General features: G+C 53.6%; 20 protein-coding genes and 1 riboswitch. Of the genes, 18 read left to right on the top strand and 2 right to left on the bottom strand.

The genetic code is table 11. From position 1 onward, the window contains the following. The first annotated feature begins 35 nt into the window (after window positions 1–35). The 11 genes from KNP82_RS08630 to KNP82_RS08580 all read left to right on the top strand — a co-directional run bounded on the left by KNP82_RS08630 (window position 36) and on the right by KNP82_RS08580 (window position 11,620). Window positions 36–863 (top strand): glycoside hydrolase family 191 protein, encoded by an 828-nt coding sequence (locus KNP82_RS08630; protein WP_240731278.1) that lies wholly within the window; start codon window positions 36–38, stop codon window positions 861–863. 159 nt (window positions 864–1,022) lie between these two features. After that, the gene (locus tag KNP82_RS08625) at window positions 1,023–2,192 is read left to right on the top strand and encodes a GAF domain-containing protein (RefSeq protein ID WP_214798571.1); all 1,170 of its coding nucleotides are present in this window, start codon (window positions 1,023–1,025) and stop codon (window positions 2,190–2,192) included. Window positions 2,193–2,196: 4 nt separating this feature from the next. Beyond that, on the top strand, window positions 2,197–3,135 hold the full coding sequence (locus tag KNP82_RS08620; protein WP_214827600.1) for a tetratricopeptide repeat protein: 939 nt from the start codon (window positions 2,197–2,199) through the stop codon (window positions 3,133–3,135). Continuing rightward, on the top strand, window positions 3,117–4,964 hold the full coding sequence (locus KNP82_RS08615; protein ID WP_029594503.1) for a DUF2194 domain-containing protein: 1,848 nt from the start codon (window positions 3,117–3,119) through the stop codon (window positions 4,962–4,964). The genes KNP82_RS08620 and KNP82_RS08615 overlap by 19 nt, the downstream gene beginning before the upstream one ends. Next, window positions 4,961–6,379, top strand: a complete 1,419-nt coding sequence (gene pelF, locus KNP82_RS08610) for a GT4 family glycosyltransferase PelF (protein WP_021065926.1) — start codon at window positions 4,961–4,963, stop codon at window positions 6,377–6,379. The genes KNP82_RS08615 and pelF overlap by 4 nt, the downstream gene beginning before the upstream one ends. Continuing rightward, window positions 6,360–7,808, top strand: coding sequence for an exopolysaccharide Pel transporter PelG (gene pelG, locus KNP82_RS08605; RefSeq protein ID WP_029594504.1), 1,449 nt, complete (start codon window positions 6,360–6,362; stop codon window positions 7,806–7,808). The genes pelF and pelG overlap by 20 nt, the downstream gene beginning before the upstream one ends. Window positions 7,809–7,869: 61 nt before the next feature. After that, a riboswitch (TPP riboswitch) is annotated at window positions 7,870–7,974 on the top strand. 81 nt (window positions 7,975–8,055) lie between these two features. Further along, window positions 8,056–8,730, top strand: a complete 675-nt coding sequence (gene tenA, locus KNP82_RS08600; protein ID WP_029594505.1) for a thiaminase II — start codon at window positions 8,056–8,058, stop codon at window positions 8,728–8,730. Further along, window positions 8,727–9,515 (top strand): hydroxyethylthiazole kinase, encoded by a 789-nt coding sequence (thiM, locus tag KNP82_RS08595; protein WP_029594507.1) that lies wholly within the window; start codon window positions 8,727–8,729, stop codon window positions 9,513–9,515. The genes tenA and thiM overlap by 4 nt, the downstream gene beginning before the upstream one ends. Further along, window positions 9,515–10,351: a bifunctional hydroxymethylpyrimidine kinase/phosphomethylpyrimidine kinase gene (thiD, locus tag KNP82_RS08590; protein ID WP_035385705.1), complete on the top strand. Its 837-nt coding sequence runs from the start codon at window positions 9,515–9,517 to the stop codon at window positions 10,349–10,351. Before thiM ends, thiD begins: the two co-directional genes overlap by 1 nt. Further along, window positions 10,323–10,961, top strand: a complete 639-nt coding sequence (thiE, locus tag KNP82_RS08585) for a thiamine phosphate synthase (RefSeq protein WP_029594509.1) — start codon at window positions 10,323–10,325, stop codon at window positions 10,959–10,961. The genes thiD and thiE overlap by 29 nt, the downstream gene beginning before the upstream one ends. Window positions 10,962–10,984: 23 nt before the next feature. Beyond that, entirely contained in the window at window positions 10,985–11,620 is a 636-nt protein-coding gene (locus KNP82_RS08580; protein ID WP_029594510.1) for an SDR family oxidoreductase, read from the top strand. A 71-nt stretch (window positions 11,621–11,691) separates the two neighbouring features. Here the strand turns inward: KNP82_RS08580 and tnpB are convergent, their stop codons facing one another. Next, complete coding sequence (tnpB, locus tag KNP82_RS08575; RefSeq protein ID WP_029594511.1) at window positions 11,692–12,864, bottom strand: IS200/IS605 family element RNA-guided endonuclease TnpB; 1,173 nt, start codon at window positions 12,862–12,864, stop codon at window positions 11,692–11,694. A gap of 253 nt (window positions 12,865–13,117) precedes the next feature. On the opposite strand from tnpB, the gene KNP82_RS08570 reads away from it, so the two are divergent. The 3 genes from KNP82_RS08570 to KNP82_RS08560 all read left to right on the top strand — a co-directional run bounded on the left by KNP82_RS08570 (window position 13,118) and on the right by KNP82_RS08560 (window position 15,704). Then, window positions 13,118–14,683: a diguanylate cyclase domain-containing protein gene (locus KNP82_RS08570; RefSeq protein ID WP_029594512.1), complete on the top strand. Its 1,566-nt coding sequence runs from the start codon at window positions 13,118–13,120 to the stop codon at window positions 14,681–14,683. Between the two features lie 45 nt (window positions 14,684–14,728). Beyond that, complete coding sequence (locus tag KNP82_RS08565; RefSeq protein ID WP_029594514.1) at window positions 14,729–15,178, top strand: OsmC family protein; 450 nt, start codon at window positions 14,729–14,731, stop codon at window positions 15,176–15,178. A gap of 88 nt (window positions 15,179–15,266) precedes the next feature. After that, on the top strand, window positions 15,267–15,704 hold the full coding sequence (locus tag KNP82_RS08560; RefSeq protein WP_035385628.1) for a GNAT family N-acetyltransferase: 438 nt from the start codon (window positions 15,267–15,269) through the stop codon (window positions 15,702–15,704). On the opposite strand, the gene KNP82_RS08555 is transcribed toward KNP82_RS08560, so the two are convergent. After that, a complete protein-coding gene (locus KNP82_RS08555; protein WP_021065936.1) occupies window positions 15,705–16,151 on the bottom strand; it encodes a DUF4385 domain-containing protein in 447 nt (148 codons plus the stop codon). It abuts the gene before it with no gap. A 67-nt stretch (window positions 16,152–16,218) separates the two neighbouring features. On the opposite strand from KNP82_RS08555, the gene KNP82_RS08550 reads away from it, so the two are divergent. From KNP82_RS08550 to rbsD, 4 genes are all read left to right on the top strand, one after another. Continuing rightward, the gene (locus KNP82_RS08550; RefSeq protein WP_029594516.1) at window positions 16,219–16,770 is read left to right on the top strand and encodes a GNAT family N-acetyltransferase; all 552 of its coding nucleotides are present in this window, start codon (window positions 16,219–16,221) and stop codon (window positions 16,768–16,770) included. A gap of 100 nt (window positions 16,771–16,870) precedes the next feature. Next, window positions 16,871–17,854 (top strand): LacI family DNA-binding transcriptional regulator, encoded by a 984-nt coding sequence (locus KNP82_RS08545; RefSeq protein ID WP_029594517.1) that lies wholly within the window; start codon window positions 16,871–16,873, stop codon window positions 17,852–17,854. Further along, window positions 17,851–18,735 (top strand): ribokinase, encoded by an 885-nt coding sequence (gene rbsK / locus KNP82_RS08540; RefSeq protein WP_029594518.1) that lies wholly within the window; start codon window positions 17,851–17,853, stop codon window positions 18,733–18,735. Before KNP82_RS08545 ends, rbsK begins: the two co-directional genes overlap by 4 nt. Then, window positions 18,735–19,124, top strand: a complete 390-nt coding sequence (rbsD, locus tag KNP82_RS08535) for a D-ribose pyranase (protein WP_021065940.1) — start codon at window positions 18,735–18,737, stop codon at window positions 19,122–19,124. Before rbsK ends, rbsD begins: the two co-directional genes overlap by 1 nt. Window position 19,125: the final 1 nt, after the last annotated feature.

Raw genomic sequence — 19,125 nt, 5'->3', positions numbered from 1 at the left:
ACCAAGACGGATTCATTCAACAAGGAGGTGTCCGAGTGCGACGATGTTTAGTGAGCGGCTTATTGTTCATCTTCTTTTTAGGAGGATGTACGACGAAAGAGCCGTTTGATTTTGATGAGATCCATTCCTATAAGATTTTTTATAACATGCCGACCGAGGCGATCATTGAAGACATGGCCCGATACGACCTCGTCATCATCGAACCGATTTGGTATACGCCGGAACAGATTGAGACGATCCGCTCGAACGGGACGAAAGTGCTCGGCTATATTAACGTGATGGAAGCAGATACGTGGAATCGTGCGCTCATCGGCCAAATGGACAAAGACGATTTCTTCTATCGGGACGGGGAACGCATCTATTTCCCGAAATGGGATTCGTATTTGACGGATATCAGCTCGTCCGACTTCCGTAAAATTTTAATCCGTGAAATTCAAAAACAAGTCATCAATAAACATCTGGACGGAATTTTTCTCGACACGGTCGGGGATATCGATGACGTCCACCTCGACTATCCGGACGACTTAGAAGAACAGTTGGCTGGGCTCGAGGCCTTTTTACAAGCGATTGAAAAGGCATATCCGGGCGTCCCAGTCGTCCAAAACTGGGGCATCGAGACGCTTGAACGAACGAGTGCGCCTTATGTGGAAGGCTTCATGTGGGAAGGTTTTAACTACACGGAAATCACGTCCGACTCTTGGTCGATGGAGATGCTCGATCGAATGAACGCGATTCAAGACGAATATGGAATCGCTGTCCTCACCGTCTCAGACCAAGAAGAGGCGACAAGTCGGGATATGGCCGAAGCGAACGGATTCATCCATTATCACGAACCGACATATTACAATACATGGGATTTTTAGGGGGTAATTAGGGTAAGGGAAGATAAGGACTATGTATACCTGTCCGAGGGCAGGGGACCATCCCGCATTAAAAACTGAAGAGATGTTATCCATGAGGAGGGGATTATCATTCTGTACGCTCAAGACCGTCCATGGCTCAAATGGGTCGAGATTCTTGTCGTGTTCGCACTATTGATCGGAATCGATTTATTCTTCAGCCTAGGCACGATTCAAAATGAACTGAACTTGTTTTACGTGGCCGCCATCCTGTTCGCGCTCAGGTATGGAACGATTTTTGGCTTAATCAGTTTCGGCATTTTGCTCCTCTATAAAGTGTTATACACCGGCTTAATGGGAGGAGACATCTTCCTGTTGTTCTACGATACAAACTCACTTCTTACACTGTTTTACTACTTCGCCATCACTGTCATCGTCGGGTTGTTCAGCACCTCATTTCGAGAGCGTTACGAAATCAGCCAGTTCCGCAACGAAGAACTGAAAGATGAAAACACGTATTTGAAAGAGACCGTCGATTTACTCAACACTTCGCAAACCACACTTCGTCAAAAACTACTTCAATCCGAGTACAGCTTGAACCAATTGTATGAACTGGCCGTATCGCTTGATTTACCGCATCCAGAATTGATTCGGAGCGAGACGATTCGCCTGTTGAAAAAAACGTTCCTCGCGAGTGACGTCGCCATCTACCACGTCGACCGTTCCCAGAAGTCGATGCGCCTCTTGATTCGCCAAACGGACAAGAAAGAGTTTCCGCAAACGATTTTTCTCGATGAGGCGTCGAGTATGTTCAAACGGTTCTTCCAAGTGCAAGAGACGACGCTCCGTCAACTCGACGACGAGGACACGGACCCGATGTTGCTCGCACCGATCATCGTGGACGGGATGACCCGAGAAGTCGTCGTCATCAAACGGTTGCCGCTTCGGAAATTGACGACCGATGACTTGCACGTTCTCAATATCCTCTTCTCGTGGATTGGCACACGCATTCAAAATGCCGAGAACCTGATTCGTAAAGAGCAGCACGAGAAGATGCATAAAGGCACCTCGTTTTATAAGAAAACAGCGTTCACAGAACTCGTCGCCATCCAAGAACAAAAGAAGATTCACCATGGACAGCCGTATATCGTCCTCGAATATCCGCTCGGCTATGAGCCTGTCTCACTCGAGAGTATCGAGGCCATCGTCCATTCTTATTTACGGGAGATCGATGTCGTCGGGTATGACCCGGATGAGAACAAGCTGTTGCTCTTACTCCCAGGAACGAGTGAAGAACACCGTCAACGGATCTATGACCGGATCGAAGGGATTTTGATCCAGAAGGGAGTGTGACGGGATGGAGTCTACCATTCGTCTCGTATTGATCGGGATTTATGTCGTTCATGCACTGCTCGCCTTCGGATTATTGATCGTGTTGAAACGAAGAATGAAAGCGCCGGATTATGGCGTCGCGGTGGCGGCGCTCAGCTTCGGTCTGTTCTTACCGTTTCTGGCCGAACTTGCCGTCTATGCGGTGTATCGTTTGGCTGAGCGCTTTGGCCGGAGCGGTCTGATTGAAGACTATGACGACTATATCGATTTCAAAGTCGTCAACTATGAACAGATTCGTCATGAAGCGAATAGTAGCGCGCACTTGTTACCGCTCACCGATGCCATCAATTCCAAAGATCCGGCCATCCGAAAACATTCGATTTTGACGCACGTCAACCAGTCGATTGACCAGCAAGGGAAATATTTGCAGATGGGTCTCGAGAGCAAGGACAGTGAGACCGTCCACTATGCGGCAGCGACGATGAATATCTTGATCGATCAGTATGAACAAGAACTGAAATTAGCGAAACGCGAGTATGATTTAGGGAATCCGGACACGATTCAACGGCTCGCGACAATCTATAAACGGATGATTCATAGCGAGCTCATCACTGAGGTCATGTTGAAGGACAAGCAGACCGCATGGCTTGAAGAATTGTTAAAAGTAAAGACGCTCTATCCGCCGGCACCATGGATTTATGAAGACTTGAACGAGATTTATCTCACGTTACAGCATCCGAAAGAGCAATTGAACATCCTGAAGGAGTACGTCCATCATTTCCCTGAACGAATCGAGGCCCACCTCATGCTCATCAACTTCTATTATGAGCGGGAGCGTTGGAACGAAGTGAAGGCGGTCATGTTTATGATGCAGACCCAGTTTTCGCTCGAGGATGTGCCGTATGAGTACCGACTGTTGTTTGAAGAATGGAGTGACACGACATCATGGAAAAACGAACTGTAATCTCATTCTCGCTCTTCATCGTCTTATTTCTAGTCATCGTCGGTGCGATTCAATACTTACGGATTCATTCGCTGCACACGTTACTGCCGAACGTCGCCGAGCAGCAGATGAATATCGATCAATTGAAGAGTGATGCGTCAGCGAAAGCGGGCGAACATCAACTTCAAATTTATCTCGTCCGGGATGAAGGAGATTTGGCGGTCGAGACGGCGGACAATCTGCGTCACGGCTTGCAGTACGCGAAGCTCGACGTGCGTGAAGTCAGTCCTGGTGTCGTCGGATCGATTGCGCCTTCTCCGTATACGATTATCATTTTTACCGGAGAAGATTCATCGAGATGGCCGTTCGTCGCGATGAAGCGTTACGTCGAACAGGGCGGCAACCTCGTGTTCGCGAACCGGTTCAAAGACCCCGCGTGGAACGCGTTGACCGGGATTGAAGAAATTGGTGAGTATGTGCCGGACGTATACGGCTTGAATTTCGAGGAGACGATTTTCCCGGGCTATGTCGACTTGAATCCGCCGGACGACCTGTTCGTTCATAGCGTCGTCGACTTTGCGATCGCGGATGACGCCAACGTCATGTTGTCAGCCGAAGGTTTCCCAATCCTGTGGGAATACGGAGTCGGCGAAGGGAACGTCCTATACTGGAACACGACCATCACGAACCAAAAGATGATTCGCGGGCTGTTCGTGCAGACGCTCGGCACGATGCCACCGGCGTTCGTCACGGCACAAGCGGCCATCAAACTCATGTACATTGATGATTTCCCGGCACCGGTCATGGATGGGAAGATGAAAGATGTCTCTGCCACCCCGCTTGATAAATCCGTCAAAGACTTCTTCGCCGAAGATTGGTGGGAAGACATGGTCGATTTAGCGAAAGACGACGATGTGATTTATACAGGTGCCATGATTGGGACGTATGAGGAAGAGATGGAACTTGTCGATGAGCAGTTGATTAAGCGCGGCGAGTTTCCGATGTTGTATTTCGGGCGAAAACTGATTGCCCACGGCGGTGAAATCGGCCTGCATGGCTATAATCATCAGTCGCTCGTCACGGCCGATGAACCGATTGATCCGACGTATGGATATATCCCGTGGAAAGATAAAGACGAGATGAAACGGTCGTTATTACAGGCCGAATCCGTATTTGCGAACTATTTCCCGGCCGAGACGCTCAAGTCATACGTCCCACCGTCGAACGCGCTCAACCGGACCGGGGTCGATGCGATTGCCGAGGCGTTGCCGGAACTTCGTACAATCGCCTCGCTCTACACCGGAGAACCGGAAAGCGGGGATTTCGTGCAAGAGTTCGAATTTGATGCGACGCACCCGAATCTCTATCATTTCCCGCGCGTGACGAGCGATTACGGGGAAGAGCGCGGCTCGATTTTTCAGATGGTCGATGCAATCGCCAACTTCGGCGTGTTTTCACACTTCATTCACCCGGATGATGTCATCGATCCAGACCGGGCCTTCGGACGGGACTGGGATACGATGTTCACGAGCCTGCGAAAAATCGTCCATGACGTGAGAGACCAATATCCGCATCTCGAAGCGTATACGCAACATTACGCGACCGAAAAGATGATCACCTACCAACAAGCTGATTTGAACGTCACGTTCGATGAGTCGACGGTCTATTTGGCCGGGGAAGGGCTCGTCAACCCGTCTCATTTTACGATTCGCCTGAAACCGGGCCAGTCACTCGAGACAGGAAAGTTTGATTTCGGGACGGTCGAGCAGTGGGAGGCCGACCGACCGCTCTATCTCGTCAAACTGACATCGGCGAACGCTGAGATCGACATCAAGGGGGAAGCGCAATGAAAATCGGACTTGTCTTAGAGGGCAGTTATCCGTACGTGAGCGGAGGCGTATCGAGCTGGACGCAGACGTTAATCGAGGCGATGCCCGAGGTGTCGTTTGAAATCATCTCGATTCAACCGACCGAGAAACGGCCAGAAGACATGAAATACGCGCTCCCTCCGAACGTCTCCGGCATCACCCATCTGTATTTGAACGACGTAGGTGAACGCGCGAGGGGACGATTGAAGTGGGGTGCCGACGACGAACAGAACGTGTCGGATTGGCTCATGTTAAGAAGCCCGAACCGGCAAGCGTTGCGACTACTCGGGAAAGAAGTGCCTTCGAGCGAGGCGTTTTTCGCGAGCGAGTTCTTTTGGCGCAACGTGAAGGCCGCCTACGCCGAAGAGATGAACGGCGGCTCGTTCATCGACTATTTCTGGATGTGGCAAAGCATGTACACCCCGATTTTGCGGGTGCTCCATCAGCCGCTCCCGAAAGTCGACCTCGTCCATTCCGTATCGACGGGTTATGCCGGGGTAGTCGCTTCCTACATGAAAGAGACGCAAGGGATCCCGTTCATCTTGACCGAGCATGGCATTTATTCCCGTGAACGCGAGGAAGAAATTTTACAGTCGTATTGGATTCCGGCGCCGTATAAGCCGAGATGGGTCCGGTTCTTCCACCACTTGTCCCGCGAGGCGTATAACGCGGCCGATGAAATTATCACCTTGTTCGAGCGGAATCGCGAATATCAGGAATGGATCGGCGCCCCGAGCGAGAAGACGAAAATTATCGCCAACGGGATTGCCGACCGACAAATCCAGGCGACGGTCAATCGTCCGGAGCACGACCTCTTTCAAATCGGTGCCATCGTCCGCCTCGTTCCCATCAAAGACTTGAAGACGATGATTTACGCCGCCAAGATTTTGCAGGAGCGGCATCGTCTGTTCAAACTGACAATCATGGGTCCACTCGACGAGGATGAAGAATATGCGGAAGAGTGCCGTCTGCTCATCGAACAGAGCGGATTGAGCGATTATGTCGAACTGGCCGGGAAAGTGGACGTCCAAACGTATTTGCCGACCTTTGATTTACTGCTCCTGACGAGCATCTCGGAAGGGCAGCCGCTCGCGATTCTCGAAGGCATGGCCGCCGGGATTCCGTGGGTCGCCACCGATGTCGGCGCCTGTTCCGAGCTTTTATACGGACGAGCGGATGACCCGTTTGGTCCGGCCGGTTTCATCGTGCCACCGGTTCATCCGGAAGCGGTCGCCGACAAAGTCGAATGGATGATGGATTACCCGCAGGAACGAATGCGGTTCGGCAAGAACGGACGGGAGCGGGTCCGCCAATATTATCGTCTCCAACAAGTCGTGGACCGCTATAAGGCTATCTATGAAGCGAGGAGGGAACAGTATGGCGGGCATCGGGTTTAAGTTACAGAAGTTGTTCCAAGAAGACTACTATTCGTCCCGGCTGAAGGCGTACACGTTCTCCGGCCTCGTCACATCCGGACCGTGGTTGATTGTCATCTTGGTCGTCGGTACGATTCAATGGTTGGCGTTCCAAATGCCGACGTTGTCGCTCGCCGAACGGACGCTCTTCATGATCTCGGTCTCGTACGCGTTCATCTTCTCGCAAATCTTGTTCAGTTTTCAACAGCTCGTCGTCACCCGATACGTGGCGGACTTGTTTTATGAGAAGAAGGCACATGAGATTTTCCCGGTGTTCACCGGGATGCTCAAAGTGACGATTCTCGCGGCAAGCTTGCTGTATAGTATCTTTTGGCTATTGTCGCCGCTCGATTTTCTGTACAAACTGACGTTGTTCGTTTTATTCATGACGATTAACGTCATCTGGGTCATGTTCTTGTTTTTAAGTGCCGCCAAGTATTATCAAGCGGTGGCCTATAGCTTCCTGCTCGGCGGACTTATCTCGGTCGGGAGCGTCTATGCGATTAGCCGTCTCATGGTCGACCCGTCGAGTCTCGAGCTGTTGCTCGGTTTCACGGTCGGGATGATTGTGACGTTGTTCGGGTTGTTCTTCGCGATGCTCCGGACGTTCCCGCTCCGTTACGCGGTGAAAGAGTTCTCGTACTTCAAGTACTTCGACCGCTATCCAGACTTGTTCGCCATCGGCGTGTTGTACGTGCTCGGGATTTGGGTCACGAATTTCATCATCTGGTTCGGTGAAGGACGTGTCATCATCGCGGACTCGTTCCTGTTCAACCCGTATTATGATACGGCCATCTTTTGGTCCTACTTGACGATTATCCCGACGCAACTGTTGTTCGTCGTTGCCGTCGAGACCCGGTTTTATGAGCGCTACCGTACGTTTTATGGATTGATCAACTACGGCGGGGCACTCCATCAAATCGAGAAGGCAAAACAGACGATGACGTCCGTATTGAAAAATGAGTTGATTCGACTCGCGCGGAGCCAAGGCGTCGTGACGCTGTTCGCCATCCTGATGGCGGGCGCGTTCGTCAGTTGGATTGGCGTCCCGGATGAGATTGGTCAAATCTTTCGGATGACGACGCTCGCGGCGTTCGCGAATGCGATGATTCTCATCTTGACGCTGTTGTTGCTCTATTTCGAGGACCGGCGCGGGGCGTTGTTCGTCAACATCTCGTTCTTCACGTTGAACGCGTTGTTCACGTTACTGCTCTTGCCGCGCGGCATCGATTGGTACGGTGTCGGCTTTGCCGTCAGCACAACGATCACGTTCTTCTTGGCCGGCCTGCGTTTGATTTATTATATGGGCAAAGTCGATTATTACGTGTTCGCCGCGTCGAACCGTCGCAAGCTCGGCACCGAGCGGTTCTCGCAAATGGGGACGTCGTTGAACCGGCGCTTTTCGCGATAAAGGGTTTTCAGTACAGGGAAAGACTGATATGATGTGGTCGTAGACGACCGAATTTCATAATGTTTACCACTAGGGGAGTCGCGTGACGCGGCTGAGATGGACGAGGTCCAGACCCTTTGAACCTGATCTAGTTCACGCTAGCGTAGGGAAGTGGGCGAACCGATTGTTTTCGTACACTTTGTGTAAATCCGACGCCGCTTCCGTTATGGGAGGCGGCGTCTTTTTTGATCACAAAGGAGGAGAAAACATGACATTCACCGCACATCTACGACAAGAGGCCGACACCTTGTTTCAAGCCAGCTTTGACCATCCGTTCGTCCGCGAGCTCGGAACGGGTGAACTCGACGAGGCGAAGTTTCGGCATTACGTCATGCAAGACTCGTATTATTTGAATCAGTTCTCGAAAGTACAGGCGAAAGGCGCGACCCTCGCCCCGAACATGGAAGTGGCGAGCCGCTTTTTGACGCACGCGCTCCATACCATCGAAGCAGAGCATGCGCTGCATCGTGAGTTTTTCACCTTGCTCAACGTGACGGACGCAGAGTGGGCGACGTTCGAGCCGGCTCCGACGGCTTACGCCTATGCGCTCCATATGCAACATGCCGGTCCAACGCTCGGTGATGTGCTCGCGTCGATTTTGCCGTGCTATTGGGTTTATTACGAGATTGGCGAACGCATGAAAGACGCGACACCCGATCATCCGATTTATGCGACGTGGATTGCGACGTACGGGTCGGAATGGTTCCGCGACCTCGTCGAGGAACAGATTGAACGACTCGACGTGCTCGCCGGACAAGCGACAGCGGAAGAACGCTTTCGGTATCAACAGTTGTTCTTGAAGAGTTGTTATTATGAACATGCGTTTTGGGAGATGGCATGGACGCTCGAGTCGTGGGATTTACCGGCGGGGGTGACACGATGAAGCGCGACTTATGGGACAAAGTCAGAGCCGAACGGCCACTCATCCACAACATCACGAATATCGTCGTCGCCAACTTTTCAGCGAACGGGTTGCTCGCCATCGGGGCGGCCCCGGTCATGGCGTCCGCGGTCGAAGAAGTGGCCGAGATGGCGTCTTTAAGCGATGCGCTCGTGCTCAATATCGGTACACTCGATGCAATGACGGAACGTACGATGATTCGAGCCGGACAGGCGGCGAATCAAGCAGGTAGTCCGATCGTCTTCGATCCGGTTGGTGTCGGGGCGACCTCATTTCGGCGCGACGTCGCCCAGGCGATTCTGCAATCTGTCCGTGCGACGGTCATCCGTGGGAATGCCGGAGAAATCGCGACATTGATTGGTCTCGACGCGGCGGCGCGCGGCGTTGACGCTGGGGAAACGCGGGATGATTTGAATCACATCGCGCGTGAAGCGGCTAAGCGCTACAACTGTGTCGTTGCCGTGACCGGAGAGACGGATATCGTCAGTGACGGGGACGTGACGATTGAAATTAAAGGCGGCACCGAAGCGATGGCTCGGACGACAGGGACCGGTTGTTTACTGAGTGCGGTCGTCGGTGCGTTCCTTGCGGTCGAACGGGATGCGGTTACGGCCACGGCGACAGCGCTAGCCGGTTATGCCCGGTGCGGGGAACTCGCTACCGCTTTGACCGACGGGCCGGGTGACTTCCCCGTTCACTTCTTGAATGAGCTCGGCAAGATGACGGCGGTCGAGTTGCCGAGTGACCGCATCGAGGTGGTGTCATGATACGGCAGCAAGTGTTGACGATTGCCGGTTCGGATTCGGGCGGTGGCGCTGGCATTCAAGCTGATTTGAAGACGTTTCAAGAGCTCGGTGTGTTCGGGACGAGTGTTTTGACGGCCGTCACGGCCCAAAATACTCGTGGGGTGCATGGGGTCGAGGCGGTGTCACCGGAACTCGTGACGCAACAACTCGATGCAATCGGTTCAGACTTTACGATTGCGGCGTGCAAGACCGGGATGTTGTTCGATGCGGCGCGCATCGAGGTGGTCGCTGATGGGGTGCGGCGTCACACATTCAATCGGCTCGTCGTTGACCCGGTCATGATTGCAAAAGGCGGGGCCTCGTTGCTTCAGGATTCGTCGGTCCAGGCGCTCAAGACATCCCTCTTGCCGCTCGCGACCGTCGTCACGCCGAACGTGCCGGAAGCGGAAGTGTTGACGGGGATGACGATTCGGACGTTTGAAGACCGGATTAAAGCAGCAGAGCAGATGTTAGCGTACGGTGTCCGTGCCGTCATTTTAAAAGGCGGACATCTCGATGGCGCAACTGCGGACGATTTGGTCATGACGGCGTCAGAGACGTTCCTCCTGTCGGCCCCGCGCATCCAGACGAGTGACACGCATGGGACCGGTTGTACGTTCTCGGCAGCGCTCACGGCGGAACTGGCCAAAGGCCATTCCATCCTCGAGGCGACGGTGACCGCCAAGCGATTCATTCAAAGCGCGATCACGCATGGACTCGATATCGGTGCCGGACATGGACCGACGAATCACTGGGCGTATGCGACACATGGAGAGGCAGGTGTGACGCTTGAATCCATCACAACGAACCATCGCTGAGCAGTTGCGGCTTTATTTTATTTGCGGAACCGCAAACGCGGAAGACATGCTCCAGACGGTGGAAACGGCACTTCAATGTGGCGTGACATGTTTTCAATTTCGCGAAAAAGGTAAACATGCACTGTATGGGGATAAAAAAGAAGCGATGGCGAGAGCGTTGCAAACACTCTGCCGCTCATACGATGTTCCGTTCATCATCAATGATGACGTCGAACTAGCAGAGCGCATCGATGCCGACGGCGTGCATATCGGACAGGATGATGCCGAGGCCGCACGCGTTCGTAAGCGAATCGGCCCGAACAAATGGCTTGGTGTCTCGGTGCACACGCTCGAAGAAGTAGCGGCGGCCATCGAGCATGCGGATTATGTGGGCATCGGTCCGGTCTACCCGACGAATTCGAAAGAAGACGCCGGGGCAGTGAACGGGACGGTGCTCATCCGCCAAGTTCGAGCCTTGTATCGAGAGCTGCCAATCGTGGGGATTGGCGGCATCTCACCGGAACACGTTTCGATGATTCGGAACGACGGGGCGGACGGCGTCGCCGTCATCTCGGCCATCGCTTCTGCACCGGATGTGGCCATGGCCACACGGCGTTTCGCTTGTCTCTGAATTCAACTTGAGGAGGAAGACAGATGAACGTATTTGTAATAGGCGCGAATGGACAGATTGGAAAACAGCTCGTCGAACGATTGCACGAGGAAGGGAAGCATCAAGTCACGGCGATGGTGCGGAAACAAGAGCAACTCGACGACTTTACATCAAAAGGCTATCAAGCCGTATTAGGTGATTTAGAAGGGGACGTCTCGTCACTGGAACAGGCGATGTCTGGCATGGACGTTGTCGTCTTCGCAGCCGGTTCGGGTGGTAGCACCGGAGCCGATAAGACACTCTTGATCGACCTGGACGGTGCAGCGAAAAGTATCGAGGCGGCTCAGGCGAACGGGAATGTAAAGCAGTTCGTCATGGTCAGCGCCTTGAAGGCTGAAGATCGTTCGGCATGGCCGGAAGAGATGAAACCGTACTACGTCGCGAAACACCATGCGGACCGTCTGCTTGAAGCGAGCGGGCTCACATACACGATTGTCCGCCCGGGTGCACTGACAGATGATGCCGGTACGGGCAAGGTGAAGACAGGCGACGTCTCGACCGGTGAAATTCCACGTGCGGACGTGGCAGCCTTCTTGGCACACGTCATCGGGCATGACGCAGCCCATAATCAAGCAATCGACCTTGTCAAAGGTGACACGGCAATCGAAGACACGTTTTGAACTACCCCCACCTACGCTTCACTTGGAGGTGGAGGATTCCTGGGTGATCCGGCCTAACGACCGGAACCTGATCAGGCTAGCCCCGTCGTCCCGACGGTTGAAGAGGCCAGGATGCGCTCGGCCTCTCGTTTCAAGTTCAGTCCCGCGTTCACATCGCGGTCGTGGTGGGTCCCACAACCCGGGCATGTCCATATGCGCAGACCGAGATGCTTCACGTCTTTGTGTCGATGGCCGCAACTCGAACAGAGCTGGCTCGAGGCGAACGTCTTGCCGACCTTGACGACGGTCTTGCCGTACCAGCCGGCCTTGTATTCGAGCATACGGAAGAACTCCGACCAGCTGACATCGGAGATCGCTTTGCTGAGCTTGCGGTCCTGCTGCATGTCCTTCACCTGCAGGGTCTCGATGCCGATGACGTCGTGGTTTTTGACGATCTCGGTCGACACCTTGTGCAGGAAGTCGGTACGCTTGTTCGCGATCTTCTCATGGATGCGGGCGACCTTGCGCTTCTGCTTCTGGTAGTTCTTTGCCTCCGACAGCTTGATGTTCCGGTTCAGGGCGATGAGCCGACGCCGCGACAGCTTGCGCTGCTCGCGGGCGAGCTTCTCCTCGAGCGAACGGAAGTAACGGTCGTTTTGGTACACCGTGCCGTCGGACAGGATGGCGAAGTTTTTGAGTCCGACGTCGACGCCGACCGAGGAGCCGGTCTTCGGCAGCTCGTCGATCTCCTGCTCGACGAGGAGGGAGACGAAGTGTTTACCCGTCGCGTTCCGTCGGATCGTGGCGTTCAAGATGCGGCCCTCGACCTGTTTCGAGTTGGCGAAACGCACCCACTTCAACTTCGGCAGCTTGAGCCGGTCGCCGACGATCGACACCTCGGGAAGTTGGGACTTGCCCTGGATGTTCGTCTTGTAGGACTGGACGGGGTTCCGCTTCGACTTGAACCGGGGCCGTTCGTTCTGCCTCTTGAGGAAACGGTCATATGCATCGGCCAGGTGTTTGACGCTATTTTGCACAGAGGTGCTATCGACCTCCATCAGCCAGTCGAACGCTTGCTTCAAGAAAGGGATTTCTTTCGAGCAGGAGCCGTAGGACAGTCCTTTTCCCGTCGCCTCGTAGGTCTCTTCCCACTTCGCCAAGAAGTGGTTGAAGACGAAGCGTGAACAGCCGATCGTCTTGGCGATCAGGATCTCCTGCTCTCTTGTCGGATAAATCCGAAATCGATATGCTTTATGCTTCAACATGATGCTCACCTCCTTTAGGTATTTATACCCAAAAGAGAGGTCGGCGATTCATCGCCCACTTTCACTTGGGCTTCGCCCTTAACGTTTAGAAGTGGGCGTATTCTCGCCTATTTTTGATAAACGAGATGACGACAGCGAGCGGACTTGGTTCCGCTCGCTTTTTGTATGGATGTGTCCGCGCACTCGAGAAAGGATTCGCTTCGACCGATAGAGAAAGTAAGAGATGGATTTGTTTGAAGAAAGGGGTCTATCCGTGACCACACTATTTCTCTATATGGCCGTTTATTTACTTCCGGCTTTCTTATTGAGCCACCTTGCCCTTGATGTTTTGCTCCGGAACCCTCGCCAAGTCGAGCATCGACTGCTCAGCCTGTTCGTATTTGGCTACGCGATGTTGTTCTTGGCCGAGTTTGGACGACATCTGTCCCCAATTGAAGCCAGTCCCGCCTTCGTCACCTATTGGTTCGGCAACGCTGGCATTTTGATTTTTGTGTGTTCCGTCCACTTCATCGTCAAAGTGACGGGAGTCGGGGCGAAACTGCCGAAATGGATGTATCCGTATGTCATCTATTTGCCGCTCGTGCCGGTCGCGTTGACGTTCATCCGCCAAGAGAACATTTTGAACAGTCAGCGGTTCGACCAAGTCGGCGTCTGGATTTATCCTGAGTTCAACGCATCGTATTTGACGACGATGACCGTCGGCAACGTGTTCCATTTTCTCATCATCCTGTTACTCGTCTATGCACTCAAACGCGCCGATCGGACCGAGCATCAACGTGTCCTGCGCATGCTCATTTGGACCGCTGTCGCCGTCCTCATCTGGGACATCGTCTTCGGCTATTTCCAGTTCCGTGGCATCATGCCACCGTATGCGTATATGTATGGGGGCCTCGTCTGGACGGTCGCCCTCGTCGTGGCGATGAACCGACTCGATTTCCTCGCGTCTTATGCGAAACGATACGGTACCCTCTACAACTTGAATCCATCGGCAATTCTCCTCGTCGACGACACCGGTCGCATCGAGAGTGCGAACCCGGCTGCGCGTATGTTGTTCCATACCGTCCGAGTCGTCAATGAGCGTTTCATCGATTTATTGCCCGAGAAAAAGCGGGACGAATGGTGTGAACACTACGCTCAACATTTTAATGCGCAAAAGAAGTTTCTCGAGTTCGAGACGAAGATTCAGACAAAATCAGGACAAGAGCGGTACGTCGTCATCGACGGGGACTTCGTCTATATCGACCAGAAGATTCATGGCATGATTTTGATTCGGGACGTCCATACGTTCAAAGAAGCCGAGCAATCGATTCGCTTCTTCGCCTATCACGACCCGCTCACGAAACTCGCGAACCGTCGCGCGTTTTATGAACAGGCCGATCAGGCGTTACTGCAAGCGGATACGCTCGCGCTCGTCATTCTCGACCTCGATGGTTTTAAAGGTATCAATGATACGTACGGCCACCAGGTCGGTGATGATTTCCTCGTTCATCTCGGTGTCCTGCTCGAAACGGTGACGCCGGAAACGGGTCTCGCCTCGCGGGTCGGCGGTGATGAGTTTTATATGTATTTGACGGATGTCGAAGCAGACGAGATCGTCGCGTTCGTCGAACGATTGCAATCCGAATTGGCCGAGCGGCCGTTCCGACTCGGACGGGAGACGATTCCGATTCGAACGAGCATTGGGGTCAGCGTCGCACCGGATCAAGGGTCAGATTTAGACACGCTTATTCACAAAGCCGATCAGGCGATGTATCAAATCAAGCAACACGGTAAAAACGACTATGCGATTTATGACGAGGTGTTACACGGACCGAAATAACGGGAACGAGAATGAAGATGGTACCTTGATAGAGGAGGAGACGATATGACTGAAAAACCGTTAGTGATGATGCGCGCCGAAGGGGAAGCGACGAGTGTGAAGACGACGGTGCACGTGCGTGACCTCGAGCCGTTCGTCGTCGATGAGCCGGAACGTCTCGGCGGAACGGACGCCGGTCCGAATCCGCTCGAATATTTGCTCGGTGCATTGTCGTCGTGTACGACAATCATGATTGCCTATGTGGCGCAAGATCAAGATTTCAACTACGACGGAGTGACGTTCGTAACTGAAGGAACGCTCGACCCGCGCGGCTTCCAAGGCGTTGAAGGAGTACGGACGTATTTTGAGAAAGTACACGTCAATATCGTCCTCGATACGACCGAATCGGATGAACGGATTGCGGCGCTCCAGAAAGGTGTCGAGGCTCGTTGTCCAATCCATAATTTGATGCATGCGGCCGACGTCGACATCACGGCGACGTGGACACGGAAGTGAGGATGGGGCGACCCATCCTTTTTTTGATGTAGACAGGAATGTTTGCCGACGAGCACGAACAAAAAGAGACATGAGAAAGGAGGCTGTCATGGACATTCGCTCGATGACGCGACAAGACGCCCACGCGATTCAAGCGTGGACGTATGAGTCGCCATATGACTTTTATAATCAAGAAGCTTCAGCGGAAGGGCTGGATGAACTGATGGCCTATCAGGCCGTCCATGACGGTACACTGATCGGTTTTTACTGTCTCGGCCGATACGCACAAGTGCCGAACGATACATATGTCTACGATGACACATACATCGACCTCGGGCTCGGCATGCATCCGGACCGAACGGGGCAGGGAAACGGCCGTGCGTTCGTCCAGTTGGTGATGCAAGAAGCGGCGCGCGAAGGCAAACCGCTCCGGTTGACGGTGGCCGCGTTCAACGAGCGGGCGATCCATCTCTATGAGCGGCTGGGATTTCAACAGGTCACTTCGTTTGAAAAAGGGTCGACCCGTTTTCTCGTCATGACCCGGTAATCATCCGTACTGTTTCTGGTGGGCTTTCTTTCGCTTCAAATAGTCTTCATCTGCTCGAAGTTGGTCCCATCGTTCCTTAAAGATGCGGGCCGATTCCGCCTTTTCTTCATCGATTTGTCGGTCGTGGATGTCGCCGTCGTCCTTATATTTTCGTCCGCCTTTATAGTTGGCGTAACGTCTCGCCCGGGTATAGCCCATCTGGATGAATTTGCGGGCCATATCCATTCCGACGAAATCATCGTTGGCCCGGTATTTTTCGAACAGCTCCATAATCTCATCAGCGGACTGTTTGGCGATGTCTGGCGTCTTGAAACGCCAATGGGGGAGAATCTCACTTTTATACGGTTCGACGAGTAGGACGCCTTGTTCACCTCGTCCGACCCGATACAGCTCCGGTTGTTTACGGAAATCAATCGTTTCAAAATCTAAATCATAATCAAACGGCATCGTCATCCCTCCTCATGGACTCATTCCCGGAACGAATCCGAGGGAAACGACAGAAAGGAAGAACAAGATGATTCAACTTGATACAGACCGGCTCCAGTTGCGGGCGTTTCAACTCGAGGACGCTGAACAGATGTTTCGATACGCGCAAGACGAGCGGGTCGGACCAAAAGCAGGATGGGCGCCGCACCAATCGGTCGAAGAGACGCGTGACGTCATCCGGCTGTTCCAACAAGACCAAGACGTCTGGGCCATCACGTTAAAAGAGACGGGTGAAGTCATCGGCAGTCTTGGGTTGCACGACCGCCGGCCGGACCCTGAGATTCAGCATGACCGGCAACGCGAGATCGGGTATGTCCTCAGCCCGGACCATTGGGGGCAAGGGTACATCCCGGAGGCCGTTCATGAAGTGATGCGTCACGGTTTTGACGACCTCGACCTCGAGCGCATCTGGTGCGGTCATTTCGACTTCAACGACCAGTCGCGCCGTGTCGTCGAAAAGACAGGATTCACATACGTGTTCACGACATCCCAACAGTTGACGCGCTTAGATGGGCGCACTGTGCAGAGCCTCATCTACGTCGTGACGAAAGACGAGTATGAGGAACGCCGGGCTCAATGATGAGCCCGACGTTTTTTTGATGCCGGAAAATTAACACTTGATATGTAACCGGTTACACATTATGATGTGTTTGTAAGCGTTACCAAAAGGAGGGGACGAGATGGCAACAATCAAACAAGTGGCCAAACGGGCGAACGTTTCTGTCGCAACCGTGTCTCGTGTCATGAACAATAACGGCTATGTGAGCGCTGAAGCGAGGGAAGCCGTGGAACGGGCCATCGCCGAGCTCGAATACGCCCCAAACCGGGTGGCTCGTTCGTTATTCACCAAAACGTCCGGGCTAATCGGATTGATTATGCCAGACATCACCAACCCGTTCTTCCCGCAGTTGGCCCGCGCGATTGAAGACGTGGCCAATCAACACGGCTATCAAGTCGTCTTGTGCAACACGGACGAGCAACTGGCGAAAGAACAGTCGTACTTGGTCGCGCTTCAGACGATGCATGTCGACGGTCTGATCATCACGACGAACCATTCAGACAACCCGAACTACGAAAAGTTAGAGTTGCCGATGGTCGCGCTCGACCGAATCGTCAAGTCTGGCATTGACGCCGTCATCTCAGACGGGTATGAAGGCGGTCGCCTGGCGGCGGAGACGCTGTTGAATTGTGGTGCGACAAGGCTCGCTCATATCGGCGGACCTGAACAGCTGCAGACGGTGAAGCGACGGACGGATGGGTTCCTTGACGTCGCGGGAGATCGTCTCGTCGGCATGACGCATTCGAGTTTCACGTTCAAAGAAGCGCTCACGGCGGCGCAAACGCTGTTTGATGAGCATTGGCCGTTCGATGGATTGTTCGCCGCCAATGACGTCATCGCGGCCGCGGTGTTGCAGGAAGCGGTGCGTCGGAATGTGCGTGTGCCGCAAGACTTGCAAGTCATCGGTTACGACGGCATCGAGCTCGGTGAGATGACATCGCCGCCGCTCACGACGATCTCGCAACCCATCTATGAGATGGGACGACGTGCGACCGAGCGACTCCTCGACTTGATTGAGAAGAAGGAGTCCGTTACGAAAGAAATCTTGTTGCCTGTCACGTTGACGGAGCGACAGACGACGATCCGAAAGGGGCATGACACATGAAGCGAATTGTGGTCATCGGTAGTGTATCGATGGATTTAGTGGTCACGACAGACAAACGTCCGCAGGCAGGAGAGACCGTCATCGGACAGGCGTTTCAGACGGTGCCCGGAGGAAAGGGCGCCAACCAAGCGGTCGCCGCCGCTCGACTCGGAGGAAGAGTCGAGATGGTCGGATGCGTCGGTTCCGATGAGTTCGGGCAACATATCCGCCAAAACTTTGAACAGAATGAAGTCGGGACCCAACACCTGCGGACCATTGACGGTGAAGTGACCGGGACGGCGCATATCGTGCTCGCCGAAGGCGACAACTCGATTGTCGTCGTCCAATCGGCGAACAAACAGGTCGTCTTCACGGAAGCCGAGCTCGAACAGTTGATTGATGACGAGACGCTCGTCTTGCTCCAGCTCGAGATTCCGATTGCGACGGTCGAACACGTGAGTGCATACTGTCGCGCCCGCCAAATCCCGGTGCTGTTAAATCCGGCTCCGTCACAACCGCTCACGGATGAACTGCTCGAGCATGTGACCTACGTGACGCCCAACGAGCATGAGTGCCGAGATTTGTTCGGAGATGTCTCGCTTGATGAGGTACTGCGCCGCTATCCGAACAAACTGATTGTGACCGAAGGGGTCAACGGTGTCCGCTTCTTTGATGGCGAGACGATTCAGCACGTTCCAGCCATTCAAGCCGATGTCGTCGATACGACGGGGGCAGGGGATACGTTCAACGGGGCCCTCGCAGCCGCCCTGATGGAAGGAAGCGAGTTACGTGAAGCGGTACGTTTCGCTGTCGTCGCTTCAGGATTGAGCGTGGAAGGGTTCGGTGCCCAAGGCGGCATGCCGAACCGAAATGACGTCATGAGACGATTGGAGCGAGTGTGATGAAGAAACATGGGATTTTGAATAGCCATTTGACCAAAATCTTTGCGGACTTGGGTCATACGGACACGGTCGTCATCGCGGACTGTGGACTACCGATTCCAAACGGCGTGGCGCGAGTCGATTTGGCGCTTCGTCTCGGTGAACCGTCGTTCCTCGATGTATTAGATGCGGTCGAGGCGGACATGGTAATCGAACAGATTACCGTAGCCGATGAGGTGTTCACGGAGAACGAGCCGATCGCAAAAGCGTTGACCGATCGATTTGACACGGTTAAAACTTGTTCACATGAAGCGTTCAAGCGTGAGGTCGAACAGGCGAAAGTCGTCATCCGGACAGGGGAAGCGACTCCGTATGCGAACGTCATTTTACATGCCGGCGTCATATTTTAAG

The sequence above is a fragment of the Exiguobacterium sp. s26 genome (genome assembly GCF_018618235.1).
Classification (GTDB): Bacteria; Bacillota; Bacilli; order Exiguobacteriales; family Exiguobacteriaceae; genus Exiguobacterium; species Exiguobacterium chiriqhucha.
The sequence above is the reverse complement of the archived record's forward strand: the minus strand, read 5'-3'. Positions and strand labels throughout refer to the sequence as shown.

What these genes read in the sequence shown, in the direction of transcription:
- KNP82_RS08620 (WP_214827600.1), top strand. Translation starts at nt 2,197, where the DNA reads ATGGAGTCTACCATTCGTCTCGTATTGATCGGGATTTATGTCGTTCAT.
- KNP82_RS08615 (WP_029594503.1), top strand. Translation starts at nt 3,117, where the DNA reads ATGGAAAAACGAACTGTAATCTCATTCTCGCTCTTCATCGTCTTATTT.
- pelF (WP_021065926.1), top strand. Translation starts at nt 4,961, where the DNA reads ATGAAAATCGGACTTGTCTTAGAGGGCAGTTATCCGTACGTGAGCGGA.
- pelG (WP_029594504.1), top strand. Translation starts at nt 6,360, where the DNA reads ATGGCGGGCATCGGGTTTAAGTTACAGAAGTTGTTCCAAGAAGACTAC.
- tenA (WP_029594505.1), top strand. Translation starts at nt 8,056, where the DNA reads ATGACATTCACCGCACATCTACGACAAGAGGCCGACACCTTGTTTCAA.
- thiM (WP_029594507.1), top strand. Translation starts at nt 8,727, where the DNA reads ATGAAGCGCGACTTATGGGACAAAGTCAGAGCCGAACGGCCACTCATC.
- KNP82_RS08580 (WP_029594510.1), top strand. Translation starts at nt 10,985, where the DNA reads ATGAACGTATTTGTAATAGGCGCGAATGGACAGATTGGAAAACAGCTC.
- tnpB (WP_029594511.1), bottom strand. Translation starts at nt 12,864, where the DNA reads ATGTTGAAGCATAAAGCATATCGATTTCGGATTTATCCGACAAGAGAG.
- KNP82_RS08565 (WP_029594514.1), top strand. Translation starts at nt 14,729, where the DNA reads ATGACTGAAAAACCGTTAGTGATGATGCGCGCCGAAGGGGAAGCGACG.
- KNP82_RS08560 (WP_035385628.1), top strand. Translation starts at nt 15,267, where the DNA reads ATGGACATTCGCTCGATGACGCGACAAGACGCCCACGCGATTCAAGCG.
- KNP82_RS08555 (WP_021065936.1), bottom strand. Translation starts at nt 16,151, where the DNA reads ATGCCGTTTGATTATGATTTAGATTTTGAAACGATTGATTTCCGTAAA.
- KNP82_RS08550 (WP_029594516.1), top strand. Translation starts at nt 16,219, where the DNA reads ATGATTCAACTTGATACAGACCGGCTCCAGTTGCGGGCGTTTCAACTC.
- KNP82_RS08545 (WP_029594517.1), top strand. Translation starts at nt 16,871, where the DNA reads ATGGCAACAATCAAACAAGTGGCCAAACGGGCGAACGTTTCTGTCGCA.
- rbsK (WP_029594518.1), top strand. Translation starts at nt 17,851, where the DNA reads ATGAAGCGAATTGTGGTCATCGGTAGTGTATCGATGGATTTAGTGGTC.
- rbsD (WP_021065940.1), top strand. Translation starts at nt 18,735, where the DNA reads ATGAAGAAACATGGGATTTTGAATAGCCATTTGACCAAAATCTTTGCG.